19 protein-coding genes and 1 tRNA gene are annotated in these 19,402 nt (G+C 64.7%); 8 read left to right on the top strand and 12 right to left on the bottom strand.

What is annotated here, in order from left to right; genetic code table 11:
• On the top strand, positions 1–196 hold a 196-nt coding region (locus AC1P6P_RS07285), incomplete at its 5' end, for a hypothetical protein (protein WP_481401770.1).
• A gap of 64 nt (positions 197–260) precedes the next feature.
• The gene (locus tag AC1P6P_RS07280; protein WP_481401769.1) at positions 261–746 is read left to right on the top strand and encodes a Dps family protein; all 486 of its coding nucleotides are present in this window, start codon (positions 261–263) and stop codon (positions 744–746) included.
• Positions 747–793: 47 nt separating this feature from the next.
• Here the strand turns inward: AC1P6P_RS07280 and AC1P6P_RS07275 are convergent, their stop codons facing one another.
• The 6 genes from AC1P6P_RS07275 to glmU form a co-directional block, all read right to left on the bottom strand.
• Complete coding sequence (locus AC1P6P_RS07275) at positions 794–1,291, bottom strand: GyrI-like domain-containing protein (RefSeq protein WP_481401768.1); 498 nt, start codon at positions 1,289–1,291, stop codon at positions 794–796.
• A gap of 61 nt (positions 1,292–1,352) precedes the next feature.
• Complete coding sequence (locus tag AC1P6P_RS07270; protein ID WP_481401767.1) at positions 1,353–1,847, bottom strand: GyrI-like domain-containing protein; 495 nt, start codon at positions 1,845–1,847, stop codon at positions 1,353–1,355.
• A gap of 120 nt (positions 1,848–1,967) precedes the next feature.
• Positions 1,968–2,960 carry an acyltransferase family protein gene (locus tag AC1P6P_RS07265; protein ID WP_481401766.1) on the bottom strand — a complete coding sequence of 331 codons (993 nt, stop codon included), beginning with the start codon at positions 2,958–2,960 and terminating at the stop codon, positions 1,968–1,970.
• Positions 2,961–3,040: 80 nt separating this feature from the next.
• Complete coding sequence (locus tag AC1P6P_RS07260) at positions 3,041–3,631, bottom strand: hypothetical protein (protein WP_481401765.1); 591 nt, start codon at positions 3,629–3,631, stop codon at positions 3,041–3,043.
• A 50-nt stretch (positions 3,632–3,681) separates the two neighbouring features.
• On the bottom strand, positions 3,682–5,511 hold the full coding sequence (gene glmS, locus AC1P6P_RS07255; protein ID WP_481401764.1) for a glutamine--fructose-6-phosphate transaminase (isomerizing): 1,830 nt from the start codon (positions 5,509–5,511) through the stop codon (positions 3,682–3,684).
• 51 nt (positions 5,512–5,562) lie between these two features.
• Positions 5,563–6,906 carry a bifunctional UDP-N-acetylglucosamine diphosphorylase/glucosamine-1-phosphate N-acetyltransferase GlmU gene (gene glmU, locus AC1P6P_RS07250; RefSeq protein WP_481401763.1) on the bottom strand — a complete coding sequence of 448 codons (1,344 nt, stop codon included), beginning with the start codon at positions 6,904–6,906 and terminating at the stop codon, positions 5,563–5,565.
• A gap of 26 nt (positions 6,907–6,932) precedes the next feature.
• Here glmU and AC1P6P_RS07245 point away from each other — a divergent pair, with 26 nt between their 5' ends.
• Entirely contained in the window at positions 6,933–7,658 is a 726-nt protein-coding gene (locus tag AC1P6P_RS07245; RefSeq protein WP_481401762.1) for an HAD-IA family hydrolase, read from the top strand.
• Positions 7,659–7,758: 100 nt separating this feature from the next.
• Positions 7,759–7,833: transfer RNA gene (locus AC1P6P_RS07240), tRNA-Val, on the top strand.
• 18 nt (positions 7,834–7,851) lie between these two features.
• Here the strand turns inward: AC1P6P_RS07240 and AC1P6P_RS07235 are convergent.
• Genes AC1P6P_RS07235 through AC1P6P_RS07225 form a run of 3 tightly spaced genes read right to left on the bottom strand, consistent with a single transcriptional unit; the run spans position 7,852 to position 10,923 of the window.
• Entirely contained in the window at positions 7,852–9,336 is a 1,485-nt protein-coding gene (locus AC1P6P_RS07235; RefSeq protein ID WP_481401761.1) for a DHA2 family efflux MFS transporter permease subunit, read from the bottom strand.
• Between the two features lie 31 nt (positions 9,337–9,367).
• Positions 9,368–9,874, bottom strand: a complete 507-nt coding sequence (locus AC1P6P_RS07230; RefSeq protein WP_481401760.1) for an isoprenylcysteine carboxyl methyltransferase family protein — start codon at positions 9,872–9,874, stop codon at positions 9,368–9,370.
• Positions 9,871–10,923 (bottom strand): type III polyketide synthase, encoded by a 1,053-nt coding sequence (locus tag AC1P6P_RS07225; protein WP_481401759.1) that lies wholly within the window; start codon positions 10,921–10,923, stop codon positions 9,871–9,873. The genes AC1P6P_RS07230 and AC1P6P_RS07225 overlap by 4 nt, the downstream gene beginning before the upstream one ends.
• Positions 10,924–11,304: 381 nt before the next feature.
• Between AC1P6P_RS07225 and AC1P6P_RS07220 the strand changes: the two genes are divergently transcribed.
• Together AC1P6P_RS07220 and AC1P6P_RS07215 are read left to right on the top strand one after the other, a co-directional pair.
• Positions 11,305–11,784 carry a hypothetical protein gene (locus tag AC1P6P_RS07220; protein ID WP_481401758.1) on the top strand — a complete coding sequence of 160 codons (480 nt, stop codon included), beginning with the start codon at positions 11,305–11,307 and terminating at the stop codon, positions 11,782–11,784.
• A 174-nt stretch (positions 11,785–11,958) separates the two neighbouring features.
• Positions 11,959–14,214, top strand: coding sequence for a beta-glucosidase (locus tag AC1P6P_RS07215; protein WP_481401757.1), 2,256 nt, complete (start codon positions 11,959–11,961; stop codon positions 14,212–14,214).
• Here the strand turns inward: AC1P6P_RS07215 and AC1P6P_RS07210 are convergent.
• Entirely contained in the window at positions 14,189–15,157 is a 969-nt protein-coding gene (locus tag AC1P6P_RS07210; protein ID WP_481401756.1) for an alpha/beta hydrolase, read from the bottom strand. The genes AC1P6P_RS07215 and AC1P6P_RS07210 overlap by 26 nt on opposite strands.
• A gap of 66 nt (positions 15,158–15,223) precedes the next feature.
• Between AC1P6P_RS07210 and AC1P6P_RS07205 the strand changes: the two genes are divergently transcribed.
• Positions 15,224–17,248, top strand: a complete 2,025-nt coding sequence (locus AC1P6P_RS07205; protein WP_481401755.1) for a sialate O-acetylesterase — start codon at positions 15,224–15,226, stop codon at positions 17,246–17,248.
• Positions 17,249–17,251: 3 nt separating this feature from the next.
• Here the strand turns inward: AC1P6P_RS07205 and AC1P6P_RS07200 are convergent, their stop codons facing one another.
• Complete coding sequence (locus AC1P6P_RS07200; protein WP_481401754.1) at positions 17,252–17,866, bottom strand: uracil-DNA glycosylase family protein; 615 nt, start codon at positions 17,864–17,866, stop codon at positions 17,252–17,254.
• Positions 17,867–17,970: 104 nt separating this feature from the next.
• On the opposite strand from AC1P6P_RS07200, the gene ric reads away from it, so the two are divergent.
• Positions 17,971–18,657 (top strand): iron-sulfur cluster repair di-iron protein, encoded by a 687-nt coding sequence (ric, locus tag AC1P6P_RS07195; protein WP_481401753.1) that lies wholly within the window; start codon positions 17,971–17,973, stop codon positions 18,655–18,657.
• Positions 18,658–18,735: 78 nt separating this feature from the next.
• Here ric and AC1P6P_RS07190 read toward each other — a convergent pair whose 3' ends face one another.
• Complete coding sequence (locus AC1P6P_RS07190; protein WP_481401752.1) at positions 18,736–19,290, bottom strand: PAS domain-containing protein; 555 nt, start codon at positions 19,288–19,290, stop codon at positions 18,736–18,738.
• Between the last annotated feature and the right edge of the window lie 112 nt (positions 19,291–19,402).

Raw genomic sequence — 19,402 nt, 5'->3', positions numbered from 1 at the left:
CCTTCATGCCGCTGGTGACGAATTCGACCGCGCGGGCGGCCGCCTGATGCTTCAGATGATCGATATCGCTGGTGCTCATGATGGCGGAATGAAACCGATCCGGAGCCGTTCGTCCAGAGCGATGATTCCTCACCCCTGCGGCAGTCTGCGCCGTTCAATTGTGTTGTTTTTGAATTATTCTAAACTATCGAATTGAGCTGTCAGAACGCTCCGAACGGGGGCATGTTGGCAGCGCCGCAGCACAGAAGGATTAAACGACTATGGCAAAGAAAGACGGGCCGGCTATCGACATCGGGATCGAGGAAAAGCAGCGCAAGGCGATCGCAGAGGGCCTGGCGGCCCTGCTCGCCGATTCCTACACGCTCTACCTCAAGACCCATAACTACCACTGGAACGTCACCGGCCCGATGTTCAACACCCTGCATCTGATGTTCGAGACGCAGTACAACGAGCTGGCGCTGGCCGTCGACCTGATCGCCGAACGCATTCGGGCCCTCGGCGTCTACGCGCCGGGCAGCTACAAGGCCTTCGCCAAGCTCTCCTCGATCGAGGAAAGCGAGAAGGTGCCGAGTGCCACCGCCATGATCGCCGACCTCGTCAAGGGCCAGGAGACCGTGGTGCGCACCGCCCGCAAAATCTTCCCGATGGCCGACAAGGCAAGCGACGAAGCCACCGCGGATCTGCTGACGCAGCGCATCCAGCTCCATGAAAAGACCGCATGGATGCTGCGCAGCATGCTCGAATAGCTTTTTTGCAGGGCGCTGCGTCGCGTAGAGCCCTGCATCCGTGACCATCAGGCCATCACGGGAACCAGCACGTCAAGGCCGCCGCCGGCGACATTGGGATCGAACGACCAGTCGTAGCGTTCGAGGAATTCCGGCACGCCGGGCGCGTCCGGCAAAGGCTTGAAGCCGGCCGCGCCCAGTTCGCGGCCGAACACAGAATGGATGAAGACCGGAAACGCGGTGATGCGGCCCCAGAACGGAAACACGGCGCAGGTCAGTTCGGGGATCACCAGACGCGTGAATCCGGGCGGGGTCTCCGGCGGCTCTGACGGCGCCGCACCGCAGAAATAGGTCAGCGTCATGTCGCCGTCGGACATCCGCTCGGTGACGCCGAACCGCCAGGCATGCGGGCTCCACGGCGGCGGCACGCGGCGCTGCATGTACTCGTCCCACTGCCGGCTGATCGACTGCACAATGCCATAATCATCAAGATTGCGGCTGTGCGCGCACGCCAACCCGATTAGCGCCAGCGGTCCGAACCGTTCCAGTCGCGGTAAGTCCGTCATCGGCTGGCCCCAAGAGGTAACATACGTGTTACCTACTCCCGATCCTTGCGATCCGCCACGCCTAAATCTTCACCGGTACCAGGACTTCGACGCCACCGCGCCCGACGGCGGGATCGAACTCCTCCGTGTACCGCTGAATAAACTCGATCGGCTCGTCGTAGTCGGGCTCGATCCCGGCCATCGGCAGAACGGTCGCGAAAATCAGCTCCATCGTGTAGCGCAACAACGACAGGTGCTCGCGATGCTCGAACACCGCCACCGTCAGGGGATCGATCGTCAGGGCCATGAAGGCGGGCGGGACCTGGTTGGCGCCGGCAACGACCAAACCGCAGTAATAATCGAGCGCGGTCTTGTTCTCTTCCATGCGGAAATTGATGCCATAGCCGCGTCGCGGCGGCAGCGCCGGAATCGATCCGGCCATGGCGACGAAATCGCGCCACTGCGCGGCGACATCGCGATAAACCTCCATCTGGTCGCGGCGCACGGAATGGCTCCGGCGCAGTCCGGCCAGATTGACCGGCCCGAACTTCTCGAGCCGGGGCGGCGCAAAACTCATGCTCACCCGCGAATCCCCCAATCCACCGGATACAATGGTGTGACCAACACGAACTGCGTCCAACGCGGCACGGGCCCGCGGCGCGAGCTATGCGAGTGATACGCACGCTCAGGGGCCGGATTACGCGGCGGCGCGGGTGATAAGGCGGCGTAAGCGGCGCAGCAGCGGTTTTTCGATCGCGTAGTAGAAGCCGAGCGCCACGAGCACGGTCGCCACCACCAGGATCGCGAAGATCTTGGCGCGGGCGTCGAACGGACCCGGCTTGAGGCCGAGCACGAAAAAGAACACCGGCGGGTGCAACAGGTAGATCGCATAGGAGGCGGCCCCGAGCGCCAGCACAAAGCGGTTCTTGATGCCCCAGCCGGCCTTGTCCATCACCACGAGGCCGAACACGACCAGCGTCGCCGGCAGGCCGAGCGCAAACACCCGCTGCCATTGTTGCGCCAGCCCATGGAGATCGCGCACCGTGTGATCGAAGGCATAGATCAGCGCGAGGCCAATCACGGCAAGGATCAGCCCGACCCAGCGCAACCGATGGCTCCGCATCGCGATCGGCTTGGTGACGAGGAAAATCGCGATGCCATAGGCGAACTCGAGCAACAGCGGCCACGGGCGCAGCACCGTTGCGGCGGAAAGCGGGATCAGCGGCAACGCCAGGCCGAGCAGCACAAGCAGCACGATCGCGGCCACCGGCGCCGCCTTGCGCGCCACCCCCAGTGCCAGCGCGAAGATGAGATAGAAGGCGAGTTCGTACACCAGCGTCCAGCCGACGAAGATGATCGGCGGGCGGCCTTGCGCATTGGTGAGGAAGGCTGCCGATTGCCCCCACCAGCCGAGCACGTCGAGCGCAGGCATCCCGAGCAGGCAGATGGCGGCGCCGAGGCTGGTGACGATCCAATAGGTCGGCAGTACGCGGATCAAACGATGGGCGAGGAAATGGCGGCTGTCGCGATCGGCGCTATAAGCGATGATGAAGCCCGACAGCACGAAAAACAGATCGACGCCGAAACTGCCGAAATGCCACGGCATCGCCGACGCCGGCACCAGCGAGAAATGAAACAACGCCACACTGATCGCCGCATAGGCGCGCAACGCCTGCAGATTGCCAATCATGCGCCGTTCTCCGCAAGACGGCTCATGTCACCCGGTAATTGTGGCGGAAGTCCGTCGCTTGGCCAGCGGGCCGCACGGCCTCACTGACCCAGACGAGGCCAGCGGCGCCAAGAGGATTCCGATCCCGAAAACGGCATGACGCCGTAGACCATGCCGGTGCCGCCGCCAGTATATTTGACGATCAAAGAACCGTCGGCCGCCGGCATCAGGGTATCGGCATTGTGCTCGCGACCGATCAAGGGATTGCCGGCGCCGTGGGCCCAGCCGCTGTAGCCAGCAATGACGGCGCCCTCACGCGTGCATGTCAGCGTTTTGGCTTTTTCCGAAAAGCGCGCGGTTGCCACCGGGGCCGCTCCATCCTGCACATCGACGGTCAAGACGCCGTCGTTGTAGGTCAGGACAACGCGATCGGCGCGCTCCAGCGCTCTGACACGATCGGCATCGCCCGGTTCGCCTGGGAAAAACCGCAGTGCCAGACGCGGGCGAAGGTCGGTACCCGGCGGCGCCACGACGTGCAGCTCGCCGAATTCTCCGAAATTGGAATAGGTCCCGGACAGGGCCGCGCAGCCGCCGGGCACGGGCGACGACCATTTTGCGGGGAAGTCTTCGTTGAATGCACAGCCGCCAGCAAACACAGCCGCGACCACGACGACGATCTGGTGCGCGCGCATTTCCCCCGCTCCCCGGCCATTCCGCGGGAGCGAGAGTAGCACGTTTTGGACTATTCCACCGTCACCGATTTGGCCAGATTGCGCGGCTGGTCGACGTCGGTGCCTTTGGCGACGGCGGCGTAATAGGCCAGCGTCTGCACCGGCACGGCGTAGAGCAGCGGGGCGATGAAGGGGTCGGTGGTCGGCACTTCCACCGTTTGCCACGCCTGGGCGCCCGCCGCGGCGATGCCAGCCTTGTCGGAGATAAGAAGCACCTTGCCGCCGCGCGCCATCACTTCCTGCATGTTGGAGACGGTCTTTTCGTAGAGGGCGTCGTGCGGAGCGATGACGATCACCGGCACCTTCTCGTCGATCAGCGCGATGGGGCCGTGCTTCATCTCGCCGGCGGCATAGCCCTCGGCATGGATGTAGGAGATTTCCTTGAGCTTCAGCGCACCTTCGAGCGCGAGCGGATAATTCACGCCGCGGCCGAGATAGAGCACGTCGCGCGCCTTGGCGACGACCTGACCGAGATGTTCGATGCGGGGTTCCTGCTTCAGGAACTCGACAATGGCGCGCGGGGCGCCGAGCAGCGCGGCGCACAGCTTGTTCTCGGTTTCGAGATCCATGTGGCCGCGGGCGCGTGCGGCGGCGATGGCGAGCGGCGCCAGCGCCGACAGCTGACAGGTGAAGGCTTTCGTCGACGCAACGCCGATCTCGGGACCGGCGAAGGTCGGCAGCACGATGTCGGCTTCGCGCGCGATGGTCGATTCCGGCACGTTGACGACGGCGATGGTGGTCTGGCCGTGCGCCTTGGCATCGCGCAGCGCCGCCAGCGTATCCGCCGTCTCGCCCGACTGGCTGATGTAAAGCGCGACGCCGTTCTCGGGATAGACCGGACCCCGATAGCGCAGTTCCGACGCGACATCGATTTCCACCGGCAGCCGCGCCAGCTGCTCGAACCAGTACTTGCCGACCAGGCCGGCGTAATAGGCGGTACCGCAGGCCGAGATGGTGAGCCGGCTCGCTTCCGCCAACGCTTTGGCCAGACGCGGTTCCTGCACCCGCACGATGCGGGCGTCGGGATCGAGGTAATGCGCCAGCGTATGGCCGATCACTTCCGGCTGCTCGTGAATCTCCTTCGCCATGTAATGACGATGGCCGCCCTTATCGACCAGACCGGCCGACGCGGTGGTGATCTTGATCTCGCGGGTTGCGGGACGATCCTGGACGTCGAAAATCTGCACTTCGGGACCGCGGATCACGACCACGTCGCCGTCGTCGAGATACGACACGCGATTGGTGAACGGCGCCAGCGCGAACGCATCAGAGCCGAGATAGGCTTCGCCGACGCCGTAACCGACCGCCAGCGGCGAGCCCATGCGGGCGCCCACGAGCAGACCCTCTTCGCCCTGGAAAATCACCGCCAAAGCATAGGCGCCGTGCAGGCGCTTGATCGCCTGCTTGGCCGCATCGACCGCCGCAAGTCCCTCGTCGAGGTTCTGGCTGATGAGATGGGCGCAGACTTCGCTGTCGGTCTCGGATTCGAACTTGTGACCCTTGGCGATCAGTTCGGCGCGCAGCTCGCGGAAATTCTCGATGATGCCGTTGTGGACGATCGCGACCTTGTCGGTGGCGTGGGGATGGGCGTTCAACTCCGACGGCTTGCCGTGGGTGGCCCAGCGGGTATGGCCGATGCCGGTGACGCCTGGCAACGGCCGCTCGTGCAGCACCGCATCCAGCGCCGACAGTTTGCCCAGCGCCCGACGACGGTCGATCTTGCCGCCGACCAGGGTGGCGATGCCGGCCGAGTCATAGCCGCGGTATTCGAGCCTTCGCAGCGCATCGACAATGGCGCCGGCGCAATCCTTCGTTCCCGCGATGCCAACGATGCCGCACATAGCTGTCTCCTTCGGCTCAAATCCGACTGTATGAATGCAAAACTCGCACCCTTAAGGCTTCTTCGCAGCCTTTTCCGCCTTCTTGCGTGTGCGGAACGCTTCGGCCCAGCCGGGTTTCTCCACCTGCGCGGCGCGCGTCACGACCAGCGCGTTGGCGGGCACGTCCTTGGTGATCACCGAACCGGCCCCGGTCATGGCGCCGTCGCCGATCTTGACCGGCGCCACCAGCGCCGTATCGGAACCGATCAGAACACCGGCGCCGATGTCGGTCTTGTGCTTGAAGAAGCCGTCGTAATTGCAGGTGATGGTGCCGCAGCCGATGTTCGAGCCGGCGCCGACCCGCGCATCGCCGAGGTAGGTGAGATGGTTCGCCTTGGCGCCCTTCTCGATACGGGTGTTCTTCAGCTCGACGAAATTGCCGATGTGGACGCCTTCTTCCACCACCGTGCCGGGCCTGAGCCGCGCATAGGGACCGATGATCGCGTCGGAGCCGACTACGACGCCTTCGAGGTGCGAAAAGGCACGGATGCGGGCGCCGGAACGCACCGTCACGCCGGGCGCAAACACGACATAGGGCTCGACCGTGCAATCGGGCTCGAGCACGGTGTCGTGGCTGAAATGGACGGTTTCCGGCGCCACCAGCCCGACGAAATTCATCAGCGCGTTGTCGCGCAAGCGGGCCTGCATGGCGGCCTCGGCCTTGGCGAGTTCGGCGCGGGAATTGACCCCCATCATTTCGACTTCGTCGGCTTCGAGAACGGCGCAGCGCACGCTGTCGACCCGAGCCAGTGTCGGAACGTCGGTGAGGTAATATTCTTTTTGGGCGTTGGCGTTGTCGAGCTTGCCGGCCCAGAAGAAAAATTCCTTGGTCGCCGCCGCCAGGATGCCGGCGTTGCACAGCGTGACGGCGCGCTCTTCGGCGTTGGCGTCCTTGAACTCGACGATGCGGTCGAGCAGCCGGGCGCGATCGAGGATCATGCGGCCGTAAGCGCCCGGGTCGGCGGGGCGGAAGCCGATCATCGCCATTCCGGTCTCGGCCTGCGCGGCAAACGAGGCTTCGAAGGTGGCGGCCGTCACCAGCGGCATGTCGCCGTAAGAGACGATCACCGTGCCGGGATAGTCCTTGAGCAGCGGCGCGGCGCAGGCTGCGGCATGGCCGGTGCCCAGTTGCGGGTCCTGGATGACGCTCTCGGCGCCCATTTTTGCGGCAAAAGCCCGGACGATATCGCCGGCCGAGTGGGTCACCACCACGATCCGCTCGACGCCGGCCCCTCGCATCGCTGCGATCACATGCCCCAACATCGGAAGGCCTGCGACCTCGTGCATCACCTTGGGCGTCGCGGACTTCAACCGCGTACCCATCCCTGCCGCCAAAATTACCCCAGCGCGTGCCATGCTTGCTGGATAGCCCACGGGCTCGTATGGGTAAAGTGACGAATTACATCATGATATTGCCGCTTGATCGCATGACCCAAACCCGTGTCCTCCTGTTCGATCTCGACGGTACGCTGGTCGATACCGCGCCCGATCTGCTGACCACCATGAACACCCTGCTGGCGCGCGACGGACGCAGCGCCCTGGCGCCCGAGCTGCTGCGCAAACTGGTCGGCCGCGGCGCCAAGAACCTGATCAGCGATGCCTTCCTGGCGACCGGCGCTCCTCTCGATCCGGCGCGGATGGAGGGGCTGTACCGGGATTTCCTCGACGATTACGGAAGCCATATCGCCGCCGCCAGCCGGCCGTTTCCCGGTGTGGTCGAGACCCTGGCCGGACTTAAGGCGGCAGGCGTGCGGATGGCGATCCTCACCAACAAGCCGCATCCGAGCGCCGTCCAACTGGTGGGCGAACTCGGGCTGGCCGGCTTCTTTGGCGCGGTGGTGGGCGGCAGCAAATACCCCTGGCTGAAGCCCGATCCGCGCCTGACCGGGCAGGTGCTGGCCGAGCTGGACGTCGAGGCGGGAAGCGGTCCGGCGCTGATGGTCGGCGACAGTGTGACCGACGTGGAAACCGCCCGCGGCGCCGGCCTCAAGGTGATCCTGATGAGCTATGGCTACACCACCGCGCCGGCCGCCAGCCTGGGCGCCGACCTCGTGCTCGACGATTTCCGCGAGGTCCCGGCCGCGGCAAAGCGGCTCCTGGGGATATAGCTTTTCCCAGGTGCAGTCCGGCTTGCACCGGGCGGCCGGGGCCTGTATAGCCCACCTCCCCGAGGCGGACGGCTCTGCCGTAGCCGCCTAAACCGGACCCGGGCGATTAGCTCAGCGGGAGAGCACACCCTTCACACGGGTGGGGTCGTAGGTTCAATCCCTACATCGCCCACCATTTTCTTCGGAAAATGGCTTACCCCCCAACAGTTTTGCGTTGGCGTGCGAACGGGACGGCGATCAGGACCACCACGGTCAGAACCGCGACCACCGCCCAGGCGTCGTTCACCGCTTCGACAAACGCGGCCCGGTTGACCATCGGTTCCAGCAGGCTGCGGGTGATCTCGTCGATCGGGCCCGGCGGGCGGTCCTGGAACAGCTTCATCGGAATGCCGACGAATTTCGCTGTCGCGATGTCGCCGTTCATCAGGCGCTGCACGATGGCCTCGGCGTGATGGGGCGCGCGGCCGTAAATGATGCTGTCGATCAGCGCGATCCCGACGGCGCCGCCGAGGTTGCGCATCAGGTTGAACAACCCGCTGGCGTCGGCAACAGCCGCACTGTCGAGGTGGCCAAGCGCCAATCGCGTCGGCGGCAACAGGCAGAACATGATCGCGACGCCGCGGATCACCTGCGGCCAGAACATGCCGTCGAAATCGGTTTGCGGGGTTTGAAACGCACTGAGGCCGAGGCCGGTGGCGAACAGCAGATATCCGGCCGTGGTCAGCAGCCGCGCTCCCGTGCGCCGCTCCAACGCCACCGCCAGCGGCGCCGTTGCCAACTGCGCGACTCCGGTCACCAGCATGATGGTGCCGATCTCGAGCGCCTCATGCCCGCGCACGAACGCCAGGAATACCGGCATCAAATAGACCGAGCCGAACAATCCGACGCCCAGCACGAAACTCAACAGGCAGCCGACGGCAAAGCGCGGGTCCTTCAGCGTGCGCAGCTCGACCACCGGCTTGCTGCGGCCGAGGGTGCGGCGCACGAAGGCGAAGGCGCTCGCCAGCGACACCGCCAGCAAGCTGCAAACCAGCGGCGACAGCCAGCCGCGCGTCGGCGACTCTTTCAAGGCGATTTCCAGCGTCGCCAACGCCAGCGCCATGGCGGCAACCGAGAGGACGTCGAACGCGCGTGCCTCTTTCAACGACGGCGACTCGACCGGCAGCAGCCATACCGTCGCCACCGCGCACACCACACCCGGCGCGACGTTGATGAGAAACAGCCAATGCCAGCTATAGGTTTCGGTGATCCAGCCGCCGACGACCGGCCCGACGGTGGGCGCCAGCACCGCGAGGACACCGCCGATGGTGGTGGCGACGCCCTGCAGCCGCGACGGAAACAGCAAAAACACCGCCGCGAACACGGCCGGAATCAGGGTGCCGCCCGAGAAGCCCTGCAGCATCCGCCAACCCAGCAGCGCCGCAAAACTGCTGCTGGAGGCGCAGCCGAGCGATGCGACGGTGAAGACCGCAATGGTGACGACGAACAACCAGCGCATGGTGAGGAGGCGCGTCAGGAAGCCGGTCAGCGGAATCGCGATCACCTCGGCAATGAGATACGCGGTCTGAATCCAGCTCATCTGGTCGCGGGCGATGCCGAGGGCACCTTGAATGGTCGGCAGCGACGTCGCCACCACCTGGATGTCGAGGATCGCCATGAACATGCCGATGCACATCATGGCGAATCCGGCCCAGGTCTTCAGCGGTACGCTATCGGTGTTGCTCAGCGTCGGCTCCTTTGAGGGCGGCGTTTTCGGCGCTGATGCGGACGAACAGGATCATGGCGTTGAGGATCGAGAACGCGGCCGCATACCAGACCAGCCCGAACGCCAGCGGCAGCACCGCGATCTCGCCGACCACGACGGCGTAATTGGGGTGGCTGAAGAAGCGATAGGGACCGGTTTTCACCAATGCCAGTCCGGGCACGACGATGATGCGGGTCGTCCAACGCTCGGCCAAAGTCGCCAGCACCCAGATCCGCAACACCTGCAGGACGGCGAACACCGCCAGCCAGGCCGGCACGACCGGACGGTTCCAGGCCAGCAGCCACAGCCCGCCGAGCCATGCCGCATGTAGCGCGACGATCACCGGATAATGGCCGGGCGCAAACTCGGTGCCGCCGCGCGCCAGCAACCGCGCCGTGTTACGCCGGCCGAGGGGAAGCTCGACCAGACGCTGCACGGTGACGGCGCCGAGCACGGTGATGGCGGCAATCACGCCGCTCTCGTCAGCGAAACGCAGCTCGCGCTGAAGCCGGGGCCCATCGCCGTCATCACCGCGCGCGACGGCAGGCCCGCCCGCAGCGTCCGATCGAGCACGAACAGCGCCGTCGGAGCCGACATGTTGCCGTAGTCGCGCAGCACCTCGCGTTCATGGTCGAGACCGCCCTGGGGGACGCCCAGTGCCCGCTCCAAGGCCGCGACGACCTTGGTGCCGCCGGGATGGCAAACGAAGCGATCGACATCGCCGATCTTGATGTTCGAGCGTTCCAGAATCCGCGCCACGGCCGGCCCCATGTTGGCTTCCGCAAACGACGGGATGGCTTGCGCGAAAATCACCTCGAAGCCCTGGCCATCGAGATCCCAGCCCATGATGTCGAGCGTGTTGGGCCAGGTATGCTCGCCGGCCGCCTCGACCTGCGCCAGACCGCCAGGCCCGGTGCGAAAAACGCAGGCGGCAGCGCCGTCGCCGAACAGGGCGCAGGCGACGATGTTCGCCTTGGTGAGTTGATCCATGCGAAACGCCAGACTGCACAGCTCGACGACGACCAAGAGCACATTGGCGCCCGGCTGCGCCTTGGCCAGCCGCGCCGCGATCGCGACGCCGGAGACGCCGCCGGCACAGCCGAGCCCGAACACCGGCACCCGCTGGATGTCGTCGCGAAAGCCCATCGCCCGGGCCGCGCGCGCCTCCAGGCTCGGAGTTGCGATGCCGGTCGATGAAACCGTCACCACGACGTCGATGTCGGAAGCCGCCAGCTTCGCCGACGCCAGCGCCTTGTTGGCGGCCTCGATGAACAGCGCTTCGGCCGCTTCGAGATAAACCGCGGTGCGCTCTTTCCAGCCGCGCGGCTCCGAATACCACGCCAGCGGCCGGGCAATGTGGCGCTTGTGAATTCCAGCAGTGAGAAATACCGACGCCATCCGGTCGAAGGCCGCATAGCGCGCACCGAACAGGTCGTGTGCAACTTGCGCGGCGTCGCTTTGAGAGACCATCGTTTCCGGCACAGCGGTCGCAAGCGAAATCAACTTTGTCAATTGGTCCAAGTGGCTAGCCTCTATGCGAAGGAAATCTATGCGCCCGTGGCGCTGCATTTCAGTATTACCAATGCGAAAATGCTTAAGTCACCCGAAACGACGATCGGCTTCACGATAACGCTGTAGTCTTAACCGGGTTTCCCAATATTCGGCAAAACCGCGATGATCCGTACGCGACGTTTGGGCAATTGCGACGTAACCGTCCCAGCGAGATATCCGATCACCGGACAGGCCGCAAGGGACGCGCAACGCCGTGGAATGGCCGCCCGCTCACGCAACGGTGATGGATTGGACGTGCAAAGGCGCCGTTTCGGGGCGATAATCGCGGAGCTGTGAAGACCTGTCCGGCCCAGCCGTGCGATGATTGCGGTGCTCGTCAGGGAGTGATCCATGCGAACGACAGCCAAATGCTTCGCGTCCGTCCTGATGCTCACCGGCGTCATGGCACCCGCCGCCGCCGGACACATGACGGATTTCGATCTCAACAAGCTCGACAACTGGTCCGATGCCATCGCGGTGTGCGATGTCACCCGCTTCCTGCTCACCAATCCCGACGTCAATGCCGACGCCATCCTGGTGGCGGGGCGCGACAACACCCGCGTTGCCCTTTTCAAGCCCCTCTACGCGCCGCCGACCAATTTCTTCTCCGATATCATGCGCCAGACCTTCGAGCGCGTGCAGAAGGCCGGCCTGGCGACGCAGGATTCCTACAGCCGCGCGCGCATCCATTATGCCAGCCAGATGATCGGGGCCTATTCCGGTGCGTCGCTGGCCGACAAGACCTACATGGCCGACCAGATGGAGATTTGCTATCACCTTGCCGCCCGCGCCGGCGTCAAGATCACGCCGGTGATGCGCGCCAAGCCCTGAACGAAGCCACGAAAACCGTTCAGTAATTCGCGACTCCCGTTTGTCGTCAACGGCTTCCGCAACGCTTTCGAATTCGCCGCAGCGAACACCCTTGTTAACCCCTCGGCCGTAACAATAATCGACATGTTTTCAGGCTGCGGGCCGTGGCGCCCGTCCGGCAAGGGGTTCGACATCATGCGTGCGCGAGTGGTTGGCGTTGCTCTGTTTGTCTTCAGCACCATGGCGGCGGTGGCGCAGCCAAATCCGCCGTGGATGAACACCGCGCTCCCGCCCGATGCCCGCGCCGAACTCGTCGTCGCCGAAATGAGCCGCGAGGAACAGCTGATCCTGGTCGACGGCTATCTCGGTGTCGCCTATCAGCCCGGCTTTCACGAACCGATTCCGGCGTGGCTGAAACCCTTGCTTCCCGGCAGCGCCGGCTACGTGCCTGGCATCGCCCGCCTCGGCATTCCGGCGCTGACCGAATCCGACGCCAGCCTCGGCGTCGCCAATGGCGGCAACATGCGGCCCGGCGATACCGCCGTGGCACTGCCCTCCTCGTTGCTGACCGCCGCCACCTTCAACCGCGCCCTTGCCTTCGACGGCGGCGCCATGGTCGGACGCGAAGCCCGCGCCAAGGGCTTCAATGTGATGCTGGCGGGCGGAGCCAATCTGGCGCGCGAACCGCGCGGCGGGCGCACCTTCGAATATTCCGGCGAAGACCCGCTGCTGGCCGGCCAGATGGTCGGCGAATCCATCAAGGGCATCCAGGCGCAGGGCATCATCTCCACTGCCAAGCATTTTGCCTTCAACGACCAGGAAACCGCGCGCACCGTGATGAGCGTGGCGATCGAGGAAGGCGAAGGGCGCGAAAGCGACCTGCTCGCCTTTGAGATTGCGCTCGAAACCGGCGATCCGGGCGCCATCATGTGCTCCTATAACCGCTACAACCGGGTCTATGCCTGCGAGAACCCGTATCTCCTCAACGACGTGCTGCGCAGCGACTGGCACTATCAGGGCTTCGTGCTGTCGGATTGGGGTGCGGTGCACTCGACGGTGGCCGCAGCGACCTCCGGTCTCGAGCAGGAATCCGCCAACGGCTCCGACGTGCGCGACTTTTTCGGCGATGACCTGCGCGCCGCCGTCGCCAAGGGCGACGTTTCGGAGGCGCGGCTCAAGCAGATGGTCCGCCGCATCCTGCGCACCATGTTCGCCAAGGGCCTGTTCGACCGGCCGCTGGTGAAGGGCCCGATCGATGTCTATGGCGATCTCGCCGTGGCCCAGCGCGACGCCGAAGAAGGCATCGTGCTCTTGAAGAATGAGCGGGCGCTGTTGCCGCTCGATCCCAAGAAACGCCAGAAGATCGCGGTGATCGGCGGCTTCGCCGACAAGGGCGTGCTGTCGGGTGGCGGCTCCTCACAGGTGCACGGCATTGGCCATTCCAACGATTTGGTCGTCAACGTCGGCGGCGGCACTAAGGTGATCGACCGCCAGAGCTGGCAGATGCCGCGCGAGACCGCCGTGCTGCACACGACCGCCCCGCTCGCCGAAATCAAGAAGCTGGCGCCCAAGGCGCGGGTGAATTTCGTCAGCGGCCAGGATATCGCGGCGGCGGTCGCGGCGGCGAAAAAGGCCGATGTCGCCATCGTGTTCGCCTATCAGTACATGCACGAGGGCAGCGATGTCATCGACCTCGCCCTGCCCGGCAACCAGAACGAGTTGATCGCGGCGGTCGCGGCGGCCAATCCCAACATCATCGTGATCCTCGAAACCGGCGGACCGGTTACGATGCCGTGGCTCGATGCCGTCGCCGGCGTGATGGAAGCCTGGTATCCCGGCAACGGCGGCGGCGCCGCGATCGCGCGCATCCTGTTCGGCGAGGTCAATCCGTCGGGCAAGCTGCCGCTCACCTTCCCGATCGCCGAAAGCCAGCTCGCGCATCCGATCATCACTGGGGCGCGCCCCGACAACCGGATCGTCGCCACCATCGGATCGCCGACGGCCTATGACGTGATCTATCAGGAAGGCGCGCGCGTCGGCTATCGCTGGTTCGAGGACCAGAAACTGACGCCGCTGTTTCCGTTCGGCTATGGGCTGTCGTACACGACGTTCGCCTATGAGAACCTGAAGCTCACCGGCGCAACCACGATCAAAGCCGAGTTCGATGTGCGCAACACCGGCACCCGCCCCGGCAAGACGGTCGCCGAGGTCTACGTCAAGCCGCCGTTCGACACCGTCCGGCTGATCGGCTTCGAGAAGATCGAACTGGCGCCCGGCGAAACCAAGCATGTCGTGGTCTACGCCGATCGCCGCCTGCTGGCGCTGTTCGATGCCGATGCCAACGAATGGCACGTTGCCGAAGGCGATTACGTGGTGCGGCTGGGTGCCTCGGCCACCGACAAAGCCGCCGTCGGCACGGTGCATGTCAGCGCGGGAACGGTGAAGCCGTAACGGTCGCGCGAGGGGCCGTTCGCTCGTCCACCCACGCCACCACATCCTTCCAATACTGCGGCCCGGCGATGTCGCGCAGCAGCATGTGGTAGCCTTTGGGATAGACGCGCTCGCTGAAGCCGGCGTTGCGCGCCAGCGCTTTGGCGGCAGCGGCAGCGGAGGCCGGCGGGATCACCTGATCTTTTTCGCCGCGCAGCATCAGCAGCGGCGGTGGCTTCTTCAATGCACCGGCGGCGTCGCGCGCATCGTCCATCAGATTGACGAGACCCCACACCGCATCGGGGCGCGTTTGTTTGATCACCAGCGGATCGCGCGAGAATTGGCGCAGCATGTCGATGTTGTCGGACGGCCAGATATTGACGACGCCGCGGCCCGTGACCGTCAGGCCCGGCATGACATGCGCGGTGAACCACAGCGCAACGCGATAGTAGAACGGCATGTCGGAGCGCGACCACACCGCCGGCGACACCAGGATGATGCCGTCGACCTCGGGCGGATGCTCAGTCGCGAAGGTCGTCAGCACCACAGCGCCGCCCATGCTCTCGCCGAGCACGAACAGCGGCACACCGGGATGGCGCAGACGTATCGCCGCGATACAATCGGCGAGATCGCGATCCAGCGCAGCCTCGCCGGCCCACAATCCAGGATGGGGCGCCCGCCCGAACCCGCGCTGGTCGTAAGCATAAGTGGTGATGCCGTGTTCCGCCCAATAGGGTGCCGGCATCGCGAACGCGTTGGAATAGTCATTCATTCCGTGCAGGGCAATGATCACGGCGCGGGGCGTTACGGCGTCCCAATGGCGTAGCGGCAAGGCCAGACCGTCGCGCGTCGTGAATGAATCATCCGTAACGCGCGGCGCGACATTTTCGAGTCCCTGCGGCGCCGTCACCGGCGCACAGGCAGCCAGTATGACGCAGACAAGAAGGACGGCCAATCTGGCCATCGGAAGGTCTCCGGTATTTAATCCGCCCGCCGCTTCAGGCGCATACAATAAGAAGAGGAAACGGGAATGCACAAGACCGCCGCCGTCACGGCTGCCGCATTCGTGCTCGGTGCCTGCTCCAGCCTGCCATACCTGACCCCGCCGCCGCCGGTTGTCGCCGTGGTTAAGGCCGAGCAGAAAAACCCGCCCAAGCCCCTCACGCTTCTCTATACCACGTTCCAAGACCATGCCGTGATCCAACGCGACCGCACCATTCCGGTGTGGGGCCGCACCATTGCGGGCGCCAGCGTGACCGTTTCATTCGCCGGCCAGACCGCCACCGCCACCGCCGATGCCAACGGCCAATGGAAAGCGGAGTTCGCGCCGATGAAAGCGGGCGGCCCCTATGTGCTCGCCGCGCAGTCCTCAAGCGGCGAAACCCAGGCGGTGAAGGACGTGCTGATCGGCGACGTCTATCTCTGCTCCGGCCAGTCGAACATGGAGCTGCCGCTGCGCCTCGCCACCAATTACGACAGCGAAGTCTACAGCGCGACCAATCCCAATATCCGGCTCTTTCACGTCCAGCGCTTCACCAGCCCCAACCCGCGTGACGTGTTCGGTTCCGATGCCAGTTGGGCGGTGCTGAACAAAGACACCGTCAAGGACTTCTCGGCCACCTGCTATTATTTCGGCCGCCATCTGCAGCCGGTCGCCGGCGTCCCGGTCGGCCTGATCGAAGACGCCTGGGGCGGATCGGCGATCCAGGCCTGGATCAGCAACGACAAGCTCGCCAGCCTCGGCGGTTATGGCGAGGCGCTCGATATCGTCAAAACCTATGCCGCCTCGCATACCGACGGCGACCTGAAATACCGCGCCGTGATGCGCTCCTGGTTCGATGCCCACGATCCCGGCATGGCGGCGCACTGGTTCGATCCGGCGTTCGATGATTCCGGTTGGGACGAACTCGTTGCCATCGGCGGCTGGCGGCCGTGGCCGAAGCTGGCGAATTTCAATGGCGTCGTCTGGGTACGCAAGACCATCGAACTGACCGCCGCCGAAGCGCAAGGCCCGGCGACGCTGACGCTCGGACAGGTCAGCGATTTCGATCTCGCTTTCGTCAACGGCCAGAATGTCGGCGCCGGCGAAGGCTATGATGTCGTGCGCGCCTATTCCGTTCCGGCCGGCGTGCTGCACGAAGGCAAGAACCTCATCGCCATCGCCATCAAGATGGGCAGCGCCTTTCTCGATACCGCCGACAAAATGAATCTGAAACCGGCCAATGGTCCGGCCAAGCCGATCGAGGGCGCCTGGAAATTCAAGACCTCGGCGCCCGACGGTCTGCCGCTCATCCCACATCAGCCCTGGCTCAACCAGTTCGGCGTTTCGACGCTGTACAACGGCATGATCCTGCCGCTGGGGCCGACAGCGGTGCGCGGCGTCGTGTGGTATCAGGGCGAAACCGATACTGCTCAGCCTACGGAATATCGCCGCCTTCTCACCGCGCTGATCGAGGACTGGCGGATGCATTTCGGTGCCGATACGCCGTTCTTCCTGGTGCAGCTGCCGGGCTATGGCGCCCAGCGCATCGCGCCCGGACAATCGGGCTGGGCCGAGACGCGTGAAAGCCAGCGCCTTGCGGCGGCGGCATTGCCCAACACCGGTGTGGCGGTGACGACCGATCTCGGCGTGCCCGACAACATCCACCCGCAGATGAAGCAGGAAGTCGGCCGCCGCCTCGCGCTGCTGGCCGAGAAGATGGTGTATGCATCGCCGGTGGAAGGCTTCAGCCCGTCGCCGCTCTCCGCCACGCGCCTGCGTAACTCGGTGACGGTGCACTTCGAGCATGTCGGCGCCGGGCTTGTCACGCGCGAATGGAGCAAGGCGATCGGCTTCAGCCTGTGCACGGCCGATCTGGCGTGCCAATGGGTCGACGGCATCGTCAGCTACGATACCGTAACGCTGGAGGTGCCGAAGTCGGCGGCGAAAGCGACGGCGGTGCGTTTCTGCTGGGCCGACAGCCCGCTCTGCAATCTCACCAGCGCCGAAGGCCTGCCGGCGGTGCCGTTCCAACTGCCGATCACGCCGGAGCCGCGGGCGGCAAAGAAGAAATAGCACTCAGCCATTCTTCACCGCCGCCTTCACGCGCCGGCGCAGGTACGGCAGCAGTTCGTCGGCGAACCACGGGTTCTTCTGGAGCCAGGCATTGTTGCGCCACGACGGATGCGGCAGCGGGATGAGCGCCGGGGTGTAGTCGCGCCACGCCTTCACCGTCTCCGACACCGTCTTCTTGGCGCGGCCTTTCAGGTGCCAGGAAAACGCATAGGTGCCTATCAGCAGCGTCAGATCGAACGGCGGCAAGGCGGCGAACAATTTATCCTGCCAGGTTTCGGCGCACACCTTGCGCGGCGGCAAATCTCCTCCGCGGGCGTCGTAACCGGGAAAGCAATGCGCCATGCCGATGATGGCAACCTTGTCGCCGTCGTAAAACACGTCACGGCCGATGCCCATCCACTCGCGCAAGCGATCGCCGGAAGGATCGTTGAACGAGATGCCGGTCTCGTGCACCCGGATGCCGGGCGCCTGGGCGACGATGCAAAGTCGCGCCTTGGGACCAGCATGGATCACCGGCCGGGCACCGTGAGCCAGCTCATGATCGCAGATCCGGCAGGCGCGGATCTCCGCCAGAAGCCGGGAAAGTCGCTGTTCGGAGAACGTTTTGGACTCGGGCATGAGAGACAGTGTCGCACGCTTTAAAATGGTATTGTTGATACCTCTTTTTAGACCCTACACTCCGCGCCAGACAACGCCCTGCAAAAATGTCCAGGAGGAGCCCCATGCCCGCGACCCAGACCCTCAGCCATCTCGCCACCACCATTCCCGGCGCCACGGGCGTGTTCCGCAAATACAAGCTCGATTTCTGCTGCGGCGGCGCCGTCAGCCTGTCGGAAGCGGCGGCCGCCAAGGGACTTGACGCCGCCACCATCGCCGCCGAACTCGCGGCCCTCGCCCCCACCCAGGCCGAAGCGCCGGATGAGCCGGTCGCGCTGATCGCCCACATCCTGGTGCGCTATCACGAAGTCCACCGCCGCGAACTGCCGGAGCTGATCCGCCTCGCCAAGCGCGTCGAAGCCGTCCACGGCGAACGCCCCGATGCGCCCAAGGGACTGGCGCAACTGCTGGTGCCGTTCGCGCGCGAACTCGACGATCACATGCGCAAGGAAGAGATGGTGCTGTTTCCGATGATGGAAGACTTCATTGGGAACAAGGGGGGCAACGATTTCATCCGCCACCCCATCGCCGCCATGCGCGCCGAGCACATCGAAGCGGGCGACACGCTGAAGCAGATCGAAACGTTTGCGGTCGAGCCTCCCGCCGATGCCTGCCCGACCTGGCGCGCGCTCAACGCCGGCCTCGCCAAGTTCTGCGACGATCTGATGAGCCACATCCATCTCGAGAACAACATCCTGTTCCCGGCGTTCGAAGCGGCCGGCCATCACGAAGGCTGCGGCTGCGGCCATTGATGCGCGGCTGGATTGTCCCGGATTGCACCCAGGTGACGGCGGGCGCGTCCGGGACGATGCCTGTTTACAGCGCTTACCTTAAATCGTGAACGAGCTCTGCGTGGCATGGTCGAGGCCGTCGCGGCGCAAATAGACCGCCACCGCCAGAATGTGGTCGACCTCAGCCCCTCCCAACGGCATATAAAGGTATTCGCTGAAAACGTGGCCGGTCGACGTGCCGCCGCGTTCGATCCAGCCGCGCAGTGCCAGCGGATCGCCTTCGCGTACGACGCGATCATAGATCGGCTTTATGTATTTCTGGAACCCGGGCGAGAGCGTGCCGATCTCGCTCCAGCGCATGCCCTGGAAGGAATGGCCGTGTGCCATCACGTAGGCATCGCCGACGATGCGGAATTCGTAATCGGTGCCGCCGTCGATCACCTTGATCAGGGTGGTATTGCGCAGGATCGGCTTCAGGATCCGCGGCGTGATCGCGCTGCGCGGCGGATAGCGGTGACCGTCCTTCAGGCTTTCCCACAACTGCAGCGCATTGAGCAACACCGCGTTGTCGACATCGCCGAGCGGGATGCAGCGACATACGCGCGGGTTTGCATCGAGCCCCGGGAGCGATCCGTCGATATCCATTTTGGACATAGCCATACGCCGACAGCGGTTGTGCCTTCATTTGGCCGTAATGACCGTTAAAGCGGCGTTTATTTCCACCGCCCCGATGGACAATCGCATAGGCAAAGTGCCGCAAACCGAG

This window comes from Rhizomicrobium sp. (assembly GCF_056722145.1).
Note: the sequence above shows the minus strand (reverse complement) of the source record. Positions and strands in the feature narration are given on the sequence as shown.

What these genes read in the sequence shown, in the direction of transcription:
- AC1P6P_RS07200 (WP_481401754.1), bottom strand. Translation starts at nt 17,866, where the DNA reads ATGCCCGAGTCCAAAACGTTCTCCGAACAGCGACTTTCCCGGCTTCTG.
- AC1P6P_RS07260 (WP_481401765.1), bottom strand. Translation starts at nt 3,631, where the DNA reads ATGCGCGCGCACCAGATCGTCGTCGTGGTCGCGGCTGTGTTTGCTGGC.
- AC1P6P_RS07280 (WP_481401769.1), top strand. Translation starts at nt 261, where the DNA reads ATGGCAAAGAAAGACGGGCCGGCTATCGACATCGGGATCGAGGAAAAG.
- AC1P6P_RS07190 (WP_481401752.1), bottom strand. Translation starts at nt 19,290, where the DNA reads ATGTCCAAAATGGATATCGACGGATCGCTCCCGGGGCTCGATGCAAAC.
- AC1P6P_RS07220 (WP_481401758.1), top strand. Translation starts at nt 11,305, where the DNA reads ATGCGAACGACAGCCAAATGCTTCGCGTCCGTCCTGATGCTCACCGGC.
- glmU (WP_481401763.1), bottom strand. Translation starts at nt 6,906, where the DNA reads ATGGCACGCGCTGGGGTAATTTTGGCGGCAGGGATGGGTACGCGGTTG.
- AC1P6P_RS07275 (WP_481401768.1), bottom strand. Translation starts at nt 1,291, where the DNA reads ATGACGGACTTACCGCGACTGGAACGGTTCGGACCGCTGGCGCTAATC.
- AC1P6P_RS07235 (WP_481401761.1), bottom strand. Translation starts at nt 9,336, where the DNA reads ATGATGTGCATCGGCATGTTCATGGCGATCCTCGACATCCAGGTGGTG.
- glmS (WP_481401764.1), bottom strand. Translation starts at nt 5,511, where the DNA reads ATGTGCGGCATCGTTGGCATCGCGGGAACGAAGGATTGCGCCGGCGCC.
- AC1P6P_RS07215 (WP_481401757.1), top strand. Translation starts at nt 11,959, where the DNA reads ATGCGTGCGCGAGTGGTTGGCGTTGCTCTGTTTGTCTTCAGCACCATG.
- AC1P6P_RS07205 (WP_481401755.1), top strand. Translation starts at nt 15,224, where the DNA reads ATGCACAAGACCGCCGCCGTCACGGCTGCCGCATTCGTGCTCGGTGCC.
- AC1P6P_RS07265 (WP_481401766.1), bottom strand. Translation starts at nt 2,960, where the DNA reads ATGATTGGCAATCTGCAGGCGTTGCGCGCCTATGCGGCGATCAGTGTG.
- AC1P6P_RS07270 (WP_481401767.1), bottom strand. Translation starts at nt 1,847, where the DNA reads ATGAGTTTTGCGCCGCCCCGGCTCGAGAAGTTCGGGCCGGTCAATCTG.
- ric (WP_481401753.1), top strand. Translation starts at nt 17,971, where the DNA reads ATGCCCGCGACCCAGACCCTCAGCCATCTCGCCACCACCATTCCCGGC.
- AC1P6P_RS07210 (WP_481401756.1), bottom strand. Translation starts at nt 15,157, where the DNA reads ATGGCCAGATTGGCCGTCCTTCTTGTCTGCGTCATACTGGCTGCCTGT.
- AC1P6P_RS07245 (WP_481401762.1), top strand. Translation starts at nt 6,933, where the DNA reads ATGGGTAAAGTGACGAATTACATCATGATATTGCCGCTTGATCGCATG.